Below are 9,706 nucleotides of genomic sequence, written 5' to 3'. Positions count from 1 at the left end.
GCGGCAACCGGCCCTGACGGTACAGCGAGATCAAGGTGGGGAAGTCACGCTCGGGCAGGCAGTCGCCGTACCAGGAGGACTTCAATGAGCCGCCGCGGGAAAAGAAGTCCACCAACGGCATTTCCAGGGTCATGTCCGGGGTCGGGACACCGACCAGCACCACCGTGCCGGCCAGATCGCGGGCGTAGAACGCCTGCTTCCAGGTCTCGGGACGGCCGACCGCGTCGATCACCACGTCGGCGCCGAACCCATCGGTCAGATCCTGGATGGTCTCGACCGCGTCGAGTTCGCGGGCGTTGATGGTGTGGGTGGCGCCGAACCCGCGGGCCCAGTCCAGCTTCTTGTTGTCGGTGTCGACAGCGATGATCTTCTTGGCCCCGACCAGGGCTGCACCGGCGATCGCGGCATCACCCACCCCACCGCAGCCGATCACCGCGACGGTGTCATCGCGGGTCACCGCGCCGGTGTTGATCGCCGCGCCGATGCCGGCCATCACGCCGCAGCCCAGCAGGCCGGCCACCGCCGGATCCGCCTCGGAATCGACCTTGGTGCACTGGCCTTCATGCACCAGGGTCTTGTCGGCGAACGCGCCGATGCCCAGCGCCGGGGTGAGCTCGGTGCCGTCGGTCAGCGTCATCTTCTGTGCCGCGTTGTGGGTGTCGAAGCACAGCTGCGGGCGGCCTCGCTTGCAGGCCCGGCACTCCCCACACACCGCGCGCCAGTTCAGGATCACGAAGTCGCCCGGCTCGACGTGGGTGACGCCCTCGCCGACCGATTCGACGGTGCCCGCGGCCTCATGGCCCAACAGGAACGGGTACTCGTCGTTGATGCCGCCCTCGCGGTAGGTCAGGTCGGTATGGCACACGCCGCAGGCGATGATGTCGACCACCACCTCGCCGGGACCCGGATCGGGAATGACAATGTCGACCAACTCGACGGGCTGCTTCTTGCTCCGCGAAATCACACCACGCACTGTCTGAGGCATGCCTATAACTTAATGCAAACCGGACAGGTGTCCAATTAGTGGTCGGATATCGTCGCCGCTGAATCCCGGTCTGGTCGCCTCTCGCCGAGCTACGGTGAGTTGTGGTCGACGATCGAACCCAATTGCTGGTGGTGGCCCGTACGGCGTATCGCCGAAATGACTGGCGCACCAGCTACGAATCCTTCAGCCTCGTCGACGGGGTGCAGACCCTCGACACCGACGATCTTGCCGTATATGCGTCGGCGGCTTGGCGTCAGGGGCACGGTCGCGAATCCGTCCGGATCAACGAACAGGTGCACACCCGCCTGCTGCGGACCGACCCGGTGCAGGCGGCGATGAAGGCTGCCGAACTCGGATTGGCCTGGCTGGCCCGTGGTCATCTCGCGCTGGCCCGCAGTTGGGCACAGCGCGCGCAGGTGCTGCTCGACGGCGTCCCCGAGACCACCGCGCACGGCTACCTGGCGTACCTGCTCGCGGTGACGGCGGCCGACGCCGGAGATCGCGAGCAATTCGGATCTGCGACACGACAACTGGCCGTCATCGCGGAGAACTTGGACGATGCCGCCCTGGTCGCGCTGGCGCGGGCACTCGCCGGCACAGCTGCCGTCGCTGCCGGCGACCCTGCCGGGTACCAAACTCTCGACCAGGTACTGCTGCCGGTGCTCGACGAACCCGTGCCGGTGGAGTGGGCGGCCGATGTGTACCGGCGGGCGTTGAGCCTGGCGCACCGGCAGAACGCGGACGACCGGGTGAGGTCCTGGGCGCAGTCCATGCAGCGGTGGTGTGATGCCACCGAACCGGACTCGACCCAGTCGGCGTACCGGGCCGTCTGCGACGTACACCGGCTCTCCGCGGTCAGCGACACCGATCCTCGAGATCTCGTTCGCCAGGTGGTCGGGCTGCGCCGCCTGGTCGCCGACGTGGATGCGGTGGCCGCGGGAATGGTCGAGGAATTGCTTTCCCGGACTGTGGGGCGAGCCCGCTAGATTTGCCGGGTGATGAGCGCTGGCGCGAAGAACAGACGGTCCCGATGAATGCCGATGTTCTCGCCGTTGTCGATACCTGGCCGGTCGACTCGGTCGCCGCTGCAGTGGTCGGCCCATCTGGGGTGTTGGCCAGCCGCGGCGACACGACCAAGGCCTTTACGTTGGCCTCGGTGACCAAACCGCTCGTGGCGCGGGCCGCGCAGATCGCGATCGAAGAAGGCGCGGTCGACCTCGACACCCCGGCCGGCCCGCCCGGTTCGACGATCCGTCACCTGTTGGCCCACGCATCGGGTGTGGCCATGCGTTCGGCCGAGGTGCTCGCGCAGCCGGGCCAGCGTCGCATCTACTCCAACTACGGATTCGAACTGCTGGCCCGCGCCGTCGAGGAGGCAGCCGATATTGAGTTCGGCGCCTATCTCGCCGAGGCGGTGTTCCAGCCGCTGGAGATGTCCGCGTCCGTGCTGTTGGGCGGGGCGGAGGCGGCCGGGTTCGGCGGTGTGTCGACCGTTGCCGACCTGGCGGTGTTCGCCCGGGAGTTGTTGCGGCCGGCGTTGGTTTCGCAGGACCTGCACGACGAGGCCGTGACAGTGCAGTTTCCCGGCCTTGACGGGGTGTTGCCGGGTTTCGGTGTGCAGCGGCCCAACGACTGGGGGATGGGGTTCGAGCTCCGGGACAGTAAATCCCCGCATTGGACGGGGTCGGCGAACTCGCCCCGCACGTTCGGTCATTTCGGCCAGTCGGGGACGTTTCTGTGGGTCGATCCGGTCGCTGACCTGGCGTTGGTGGTGTTGACCGACCGCGACTTCGGGGACTGGACCTACCCGCTGTGGCCCGCGATATCTGATGGAGTGCTGAGAGAAAACGGGACAGACTAGCGCAACACTGGCCACACAAGGCACAATAGACACGCGCGACACACACAACTGCATGCTCGATCGGAATACCAGGCCGTTGGGGAAGACGTCCCTCGTATCCGAAGGAGTAGCAGATGCGTGCGTCGAACCAGTTCGCCGACGCGGCGACAGGCGTGGTGTATGTCCATGCCTCACCCGCGGCGGTATGCCCGCACGTTGAGTGGGCGTTGTCGTCGACCCTGTCGGCGCGGGCGAACCTGAAGTGGACACCGCAACCGGCCATGCCTGGCCAGTTGCGCGCGGTGACCAATTGGGTCGGGCCCGTCGGCACCGGGGCGCAGTTGGCCAATGCCCTGCGCTCCTGGTCAGTGCTGCGCTTCGAGGTGACCGAGGACCCCAGTGCCGGAGTAGACGGACACCGCTGGTGCCACACCCCCCAGCTGGGCTTGTGGAGCGGCGCCATGAGTGCCAATGGCGATGTGATGGTCGGCGAGATGCGGCTGCGCTCCCTGATGGCCGGCGGTGCCGACATGCTGGCAGCCGAACTCGACACCGTGCTGGGCACCGCGTGGGACGAGTCCCTCGAGCCGTACCGCAACGGTGGTGACGGCGCCGAGGTGACCTGGCTGAACAGGGGCGTGGGGTAGCTCTCGTCAGCTACGGGCCCAGAGACAGTAGCCGCTGAGCTTCGACGTGAACATGTGGTCGCTGATCTCAAAGGTCAGCGACCGGCCCGGTTCGGCACTGAACGCCTCGGGCGCCGACGTCTTGCCGGCGCCCAGGACGTCGACAACCTCGGCGCTGCAATGGGCGTCGGCTGTCTGCGGTGTCGCCGTCCACGTGCCCGCCGAGGCTTCCGGATTCCGTCGGCCCTGCCCGTGCAGGATCAGCTCGGGCCCGGTGGTCAGCCAGCGGTCCGACGACGGATAGGGATTGGTGAACCGCTGCCAGGTGCCGTCCGTGCATTGCAGTAGGAGCCGGTTGTTGCCGACTTGTCCGGGATCGGCGGCGGTCAGCGCACCGGCGAGACCTTCGGCGCATGACGCTTCAGGCTGCGGTGCCGTGGTTTCGGGCGGCCCTTGCGGTACCGGTTCGGGATCGGCGTGCGCGCAGGCGCTCGTGGTGAGTGCGGCAGCCAACGAGAGGGCCGCCGCGCTCAATGCCAACGTTCGACACATCGTTATACCGAGACCGTCTTCATCGTGGCCAGGTCGGTCTGCATCAACCGCACGTTGTATTCACCCCAGTAGGACAGGTTGTAGTACAGGTAGTGCGAGTTGTCCTCGACCACATTGCCGTTGGCGTCGACCTTGTTGAAGTAGTCGGTGCCCGACATCGGATGGACCATCGGCGCATACATGCCGGTGTTGGTCGTCAGGTTGTTGTTCACCAGCGTCGTCGTATCCGACCATTCACCCTGCGGTGAATCCGACACCCGCATCACCACGTTGTTGCCGCCATCGGTGTAGAGCACGACGTACTTGCCCAGATACTCGTTGTACTGGACTGACATTTCGCTGACATTGCCGTTGGTGGGCAGACCGCCGACCCAGATGCCGTTCGCGATCTTGGTGAAGAGCCCGAACGTGAAGAAGTCCGCGACCCGGTACAGCGTCGGCAGGAAATCGGTGCTGCTGGAGCCGAACACCGGAACCGCGGCCGACGGATCACCGGTCACCCATTGCCCCGCGCCACCGGAATTCTCACCGGCCCAGTACTCGTAGGCATCCAGGTTGGTGATCTGATCCTTCTCCACGCGGGCCACATACGCCGAACCCTGTCTGCCCGAAGGTGTCCCGTACACGTAGACGTAGGGGTCAGTCGGGTCGTCCGACATCACCAGGGCGTTCTGCTGGAAGTGCTCGTCGCCGGGGACGTATGCCGGGCCCGCGCGGAACCAGCCCGATGAACGGATGGTGGCGGGGTCGACGGTCCAGGTCTTACCGCCGTCGTCGGAGTAGGCGATCCCGGAGTAGTTCGTGGTCCAGCTGCCCGGGTTGTCCCAGGTACGGATCGACATCACCGTCGCGTACTGCCGGTAACCGCCTTCGGCGTCGGGGTTTTCGATCGCGATCGCCGAGGTCGGGATCATCGTGTAGGTCCGGCCGAACAATCCGTCTTGGCCGGGGTCGTAGATGATCTGGGTGGCGCCGGCCGGCGCGCCTCCGGTGCCGTACCACTGGTGAACCCCGTTGGGGTCGCCGGGATACTGCGCGCCGGCGTTGATCACCGCACCGTTGAACTGCAGGCCGTCGGACAGATCGGTGTCGATGGTCCGGAACAGCACGTTGTTACGCCAGTCGCCCGCCATGCCCGGCTCGCTGTAGGAATCGCCGAACAACGTATAGATGACGGGTTTTCCGGTCACAGGGTCGGTGTAGCCGCTGTTCCACATGATGCCCAGGTCAGTGCCGGCGATGTACCAGTGGTCGGTGACGCCGACTCCGGTCACCCACCCGAGCGGTGTGGTGGCGCCCGCCAGGGAGGACGGAACCTGAGGCTTGGGCGTCAGGTTATCGGTCTGCACAGCGATATTGGGGGCGGCGGCCGCCATCGGCTGGATCTCACCCTCGGCCACCACCGACGCGGCGTCCTTGGCCGATACCACCCGAGACGCGATCGGATTGATCGACCGCTCGAATTCCCTACGCGTCCAAGCCATCATGGCCCACAGCGCGGGGGACTGGGCCGGTGCCACCGGGCTGGTACCGGCACCGAACGGGGTCAGGCCGGCGACGCTCAGTAGTGCTGACACGACCGGCGGTGCGGCGATCTTGGGCGCGGCGGGCTCGGGATTGGAGACCGGCGCTGCCGGCACGATCGAGATCTCCGGCAACGCGGCCGGGACGTCGAATGTCGTGACCTCGGTGCGCGATGCCGAGATGACGTCGCGGCCGCGCTGGGGGACGTCTTCTGCCACCTCCTTGAGGCGCACCACCACGGTGTTGGGGCGTTGCGCGCGCTGCGAATCGGGCGCAGACGTCGCGGCTTCCGAGACCGAGCGGGCGGTATCGGTCTTCTCGCCGACGTCGGCTTTGTTGCCCGCCTCGGGGGCATTGGTGAGAGTGCCCTGAATCTTGCTCCGGGCCTTGGTCGTCCGGGTTCGCGGCGGGGTGCGCGCGGCGTCGAGGCGGTTCTGCGTCGGCTTGATCGCGTCACCGGCGTCATTCAGACCGGACTCGACATCCTTGCGGATCCGCTCGCCGATCTTCGACAGAGTGCCGGACGGAGTGGTGGCCGGCTTCTTGACGTTCGAGGGTTTGCTCGGAGTCTTTTTCTCCCCAGAGCTCGAGGCGGCGCCGTCGGAGCTTCCCGCGGTGGATTTGCCAGGATCGCCGGACCCGCCTTCGGCCCAGGCGATTCCGGTCCCGGAGGTCAGGGCCGTGCCGATGCCGAGAGCAACGGCCAGGGCTCCGACGCGGCCGATGTATTTGGTCGATTCCATGACGCTCCGTACCAGTCCACTCACTCACAACCCCGGCCCAGACGAAACGTACCGTGTGCCGTTCACGGTGTCGGGCAAACACGCCGAATCGCAGAGAGCGGGCCTTATCCGTGGCTTGCCGTCACCTGATCCGGTAGTGCGCGGGATCCGGTTCGGACAGCATGCGGGTGAGGGTGGCCCGGTCGAACGGCCACAGATCGATGGTCCCCGCGTCGGTGAAGTACCACGAATTGCACCCGGTGTTCCACACCGTCGGGCCGAGTCCGTCGGCGACCGCGGCGTTGAATTCGCCGGTGGCCTGCTCGGTGACCTCGACCTCGGAGACTTCCGCGTTTTCAAACCGCCTGAGCCAGCTCACGATGTAGCCGGCGGTGAGCTCGGCCGAGTACTGCAGCGGGATCGACCCGGTCGGCGAGTTCGGCCCCAGCACGGTGAACAGGTTCGGAAAGCCGGGGATCGCCGTCATGCGGTATGCCCGTGGGCCCTTGACCCACGCATCGCCCAGCGTGATGCCGTCGCGGCCGACGATGTTCATGGGCCGCATGTAGTTGTGCGCCTGAAAGCCGGTGGCCAACACCACGACATCCACATCGTGGTGCGTACCGTCCGCGGTGCGGATGCCGGTGGCGGTGAACTCCTGGATGGGATCGTCGATCAGGGTGGCGTTGGGTCGCTTGATCGCACGGTAGTACGAGCCCGAGACCACCTGCCGCTTGCACAGCGGCTCATAGTCCGGCGTGAGCTTCGCGCGGAGCGCGCGATCGCGGACCTGGGCGGCCAGGCTCCATCGCGCATAGGACTGCACCAACTTGCGTCGCCACGACGGCGTGGTGACGACGTCGGCGAGGATTCCGGACCCCCACTGCAGTCGTCGGTAGAGGAAGTCATGCCACCCTGGCCGCCGGCGCAACACCTTGGCGAGGATCGATGACTGCCGCAGCGACATCGGTGCCCACAGGATCCACTGCGGTGATCTCGCAAAGTGCAACAGAGTGCGGGCTTTCGGCTGGAGGGCCGAAACCACTTGGACACCGGTCGATCCCGTTCCGATCACGGCGATGCGCCTGCCGTCGGTCATCAGCTCCGGATCCCACCGTGCGGTGTGCACGATCTGTCCTGCGAAAGTGTCCATGCCCGGGATCTCGGGGATCGACGGGTGATGCAACACGCCGGTGGCGCAGATGACGAAATCGGCTGTCAGGGTGTCACCGTCGCCTGTTGTGAGCGTCCACGACGTGGTGGTGCTGTCGTACCGGGCCTCGGTGACTTCGGTGTCGCACCGCAGATGGGCGTCGAGTCCGAATCGTTCCATGACGTCGCGGTGGTAGCGCTGGATGTCCTCACCGCTGGCCCAGATGTGGCTCCAGTCCGGTTTGGGCGCGAACGAGAACTGGTAGATCTGCGACGGCACATCGCAGGTGAGTCCCGGGTAGCGGTTCCAGTGCCAGACCCCGCCGACGTCCGAACCCTTCTCCAGGATCGTGAAATTCGTGAATCCTGCCTGTTTGAGCGTGTACGCGGTAGCGATGCCTGCCATCCCCGCGCCGATGATGACGATGCGGACCTCGCGGCTCATCGGGCCTCCTCACTGACTGCGAGCGCACGCCGGACCGTGGCAGGTGCGGTGCGCATCGATGCCTCGAATGCCGACTCCCGTCGGCCCCGCCGCATGAAGTGTGAACCGAGGCCCTCGAGATCGGCTGCGTCGGGCCGGATGACGACGACCTGCGTGCCACGCGCCCGCACTGCCGCCACCTCGCGGTCCAGCCCGATCGACATCGGCCGGCGCAGCAGCCGGTGCTCCAGCATTCCGCCGAATCCTGGTGCGCGCGTGCCTGGTTCGGAGGCCATGGGAGTGATCAGGTAGATGGTGTCGGCATCGTCGGAGGTGATGAGATCGACCGACGCGGTCGACGCGGCGCCACCGTCGACGAACTGCCTGCCGCTGATCGTCACCGGTGGCATCCAGCCCGGCACCGCCCAGGATGCGCGTAGCGCTTCGCCTGCCGTGGCCGCCGGCGCGCCGGGCGTCCCGAACACGACACGCTCGCCGCGCTGGTAGTCGAAGGCGACCATTCGGACACCGGGATGTGCCACCCACCCCGAGGAGACGGAGAATCCGTCGGCGAGACGCTGTAACCAGCCGGCATTGCCCCGGCCGACGGGCGCGATGCCGGTGGCGGCAGCGAGACCTCTTTGGCTGCCGAGCAATTTCGGGTTGAGCGGCCGGGGGATCGGAATCGGCGGGATGCCGGCCGGGGTGTCGGCGATGTGGCGGCGCAGGCGCTCGTCGGTTGAGGCGCCGCGCTGCATCGCGACGAGATCGCTCACCGTGGCGCCGCCGCCGAGCATCGTGACGAGCTCGGCGCCCGCCGAAGTGCCCTGCAGCACCGCGGCGTCGCGCGGATCCCACCCGGTTTCTTCGGCCAGGGCGTGCAGTGCGGCGACGATCCAGGCGCCGCCGATCGTGCCGCCGCAGCCGATCGCCAGTGCCGTTGTCATGACGTGGCCTCGGAATCGGGCTGCCCGGCATGAGCTTTCGATTGGCGGTCGATACGTTGCAGGTACGTGGACCGGCCCTGTTCGTCAAGGGCGGTCAGGGCACGGCGGTCATCGATCCTGTTTCGCACCGCGCGCTGGATCGCCTCCGGCACCAGGGCGTCGACAAGGGCCCACCCGGGGGCGACCCAACCCGGGACCGAGGTGCGGGCGGCCCGGGTGCGCAGGGTTTTGAGGATCGCCTCTGCGACGTCGTCGGGATCCACGGTGGGAAGGCCGTTTCCGAGCTGTACACCGGAGGCGAGCTCGGTGCGGACCGCCGACGGCAGCACTGCCGACACGGAGACCCCGGTGCCGGCGTACTCGCGCCGTGCCGCCAGCGAGGCGCCCAGCGCGGCGAACTTGCTGGCGTTGTAGGTCACCATGCCCGGGATCGGGATCATGCCCGCCATCGACGCCACGTTGACGACGTGACCGTGACCGCGGGCCACCATCGACGGGACGACCGCGCGCATGCCGTTCAGGACACCGCGCAGGTTGACGTCGAGGATCAGGTCGGTGGTCGCCTCGGATTCGGCGTCGAACGCGCCGAGCGGCATGACCCCGGCGTTGTTGACCAGGATGTCGATGCTGCCCGATTCTCGGACCGCATCGGAGACGAATCGATCCCACGACGACCGCTGCGTGACATCGAGGTAGGCCGCCCGGCAGCGGGGGATACCGGCTGCGGTCGTCGCGGCCACATCGGCATCGACATCGCCGATCCAAACGGTGGCGCCACGGGCGGAGAACAGGTCCGCCGTCTTGGCTCCGATGCCCCGCGCCCCGCCGGTGACGATGACCACCGCCCCGTCCACCGACGCCTTCTTCTGTGAAAACCGCACGTCATGCCTCCCCTGAGTCGTCTCACGACAGTTCGCATACTCACGGTATCTGA

Annotated in this window: 9 protein-coding genes; 3 read left to right on the top strand and 6 right to left on the bottom strand. The window is 67.0% G+C overall.

The window, feature by feature from the left end:
• Positions 1-985: S-(hydroxymethyl)mycothiol dehydrogenase (locus EYZ64_RS32075; RefSeq protein ID WP_167857885.1), on the bottom strand; the 985-nt coding region annotated here is incomplete at its 3' end.
• 101 nt (positions 986-1,086) lie between these two features.
• Between EYZ64_RS32075 and EYZ64_RS19790 the strand changes: the two genes are divergently transcribed.
• The 3 genes from EYZ64_RS19790 (at position 1,087) to EYZ64_RS19780 (ending at position 3,472) form a co-directional block, all read left to right on the top strand.
• Positions 1,087-1,971 (top strand): chemotaxis protein CheY, encoded by an 885-nt coding sequence (locus EYZ64_RS19790; RefSeq protein WP_135455947.1) that lies wholly within the window; start codon positions 1,087-1,089, stop codon positions 1,969-1,971.
• Between the two features lie 44 nt (positions 1,972-2,015).
• Positions 2,016-2,846 carry a serine hydrolase domain-containing protein gene (locus EYZ64_RS19785; RefSeq protein ID WP_135455945.1) on the top strand — a complete coding sequence of 277 codons (831 nt, stop codon included), beginning with the start codon at positions 2,016-2,018 and terminating at the stop codon, positions 2,844-2,846.
• A 113-nt stretch (positions 2,847-2,959) separates the two neighbouring features.
• Positions 2,960-3,472 carry a DUF3145 domain-containing protein gene (locus tag EYZ64_RS19780; RefSeq protein ID WP_135455943.1) on the top strand — a complete coding sequence of 171 codons (513 nt, stop codon included), beginning with the start codon at positions 2,960-2,962 and terminating at the stop codon, positions 3,470-3,472.
• A gap of 6 nt (positions 3,473-3,478) precedes the next feature.
• Here the strand turns inward: EYZ64_RS19780 and EYZ64_RS19775 are convergent, their stop codons facing one another.
• The 5 genes from EYZ64_RS19775 to EYZ64_RS19755 all read right to left on the bottom strand — a co-directional run bounded on the left by EYZ64_RS19775 (position 3,479) and on the right by EYZ64_RS19755 (position 9,653).
• Positions 3,479-3,991 (bottom strand): hypothetical protein, encoded by a 513-nt coding sequence (locus EYZ64_RS19775; protein WP_286175066.1) that lies wholly within the window; start codon positions 3,989-3,991, stop codon positions 3,479-3,481.
• Between the two features lie 14 nt (positions 3,992-4,005).
• Positions 4,006-6,270: a glycoside hydrolase family 183 protein gene (locus tag EYZ64_RS19770; RefSeq protein ID WP_135455939.1), complete on the bottom strand. Its 2,265-nt coding sequence runs from the start codon at positions 6,268-6,270 to the stop codon at positions 4,006-4,008.
• Positions 6,271-6,391: 121 nt separating this feature from the next.
• Entirely contained in the window at positions 6,392-7,846 is a 1,455-nt protein-coding gene (locus EYZ64_RS19765; RefSeq protein WP_135455936.1) for a flavin-containing monooxygenase, read from the bottom strand.
• Positions 7,843-8,772, bottom strand: a complete 930-nt coding sequence (locus EYZ64_RS19760; protein WP_135455934.1) for a patatin-like phospholipase family protein — start codon at positions 8,770-8,772, stop codon at positions 7,843-7,845. The genes EYZ64_RS19765 and EYZ64_RS19760 overlap by 4 nt, the downstream gene beginning before the upstream one ends.
• Entirely contained in the window at positions 8,769-9,653 is an 885-nt protein-coding gene (locus EYZ64_RS19755) for an SDR family oxidoreductase (protein WP_135455932.1), read from the bottom strand. Before EYZ64_RS19755 ends, EYZ64_RS19760 begins: the two co-directional genes overlap by 4 nt.
• Positions 9,654-9,706: the final 53 nt, after the last annotated feature.

It is taken from the genome of Mycobacterium sp. DL99, from assembly GCF_004762045.1.
Lineage (GTDB): Bacteria > Actinomycetota > Actinomycetes > Mycobacteriales > Mycobacteriaceae > Mycobacterium.
The sequence above is the reverse complement of the archived record's forward strand: the minus strand, read 5'-3'. Positions and strand labels throughout refer to the sequence as shown.